General features: G+C 66.5%; 1 protein-coding gene. It reads right to left on the bottom strand.

The features are described from left to right. Positions 1–358, bottom strand: a 358-nt coding sequence (locus V7787_RS52970; protein ID WP_336095475.1) for a phosphopantetheine-binding protein, incomplete at both ends; no start/stop codon positions are given.

Genomic DNA, 358 nt, shown 5'->3' with positions numbered 1-358 from the left:
CTGCTGGAACGGCAGCAATGGCATGCCCCCGAGCAGCGGACCTTGCTCGGCCTTCACCGCTCCCTCGCCTTCGCGCAGCACCGCTGCCAGGCCGCGCACGGTCTGGTGCTGGAACAGCTCCTTGGGCGTGAAGTGCAGGCCCTGCTGGCGCGCACGTCCGACGACCTGAATCGAGACGATGGAATCGCCCCCAAGCTCGAAGAAGTTGTCGCTCACCCCGACCCGCTCAAGGCGCAACACATCGGCCCAGACTGCGGCCAGACGGTGCTCCCGCGCATTGGCCGGTGCCTCATAGACCTTTTGCACAAGGGCAGCATCCACGGCAGGCAAGGCCTTGCGGTCGAGCTTGCCGTTGGGT

This window comes from Pseudomonas sp. CGJS7 (genome assembly GCF_036961695.1).
The sequence above is the reverse complement of the archived record's forward strand: the minus strand, read 5'-3'. Positions and strand labels throughout refer to the sequence as shown.